This window comes from Weissella minor (genome assembly GCF_001437425.1).
In the GTDB taxonomy this organism is placed as follows: Bacteria; Bacillota; Bacilli; order Lactobacillales; family Lactobacillaceae; genus Weissella; species Weissella minor.
In genome coordinates, this window is the sequence record NZ_JQCD01000020.1 from 1 (window position 1) to 215 (window position 215).

The following is a 215-nucleotide window of genomic DNA, read 5'->3' on the forward strand; positions in this document are numbered from 1 at the left end:
GCTCCCTTATCAATGGCGTCCTTAATCGCATCCTTAGTTTCTTCATCTAAGTTGTCTAAGTCGTCAATGGCATCCTTGGCTTTGTCCTTGGCATCTTGCAAGTCCTTATCAGCCTTGTCTTGATCCGCCTTATCCTTAGCCGCTTGGTCGTCCTTCTTGGCGTCTTCGACAATCTTATCAATTTCGCTTTGGTCGGCTCCCTTATCAATGGCGTC

At 47.4% G+C, this 215-nt stretch carries 1 protein-coding gene; it reads right to left on the minus strand.

Annotated elements, in window-relative coordinates; all coding sequences use genetic code 11:
* The coding region (locus tag IV67_RS02375; RefSeq protein WP_201782720.1) for a GA module-containing protein at nucleotides 1–215 on the minus strand (215 nt) is incomplete at both ends.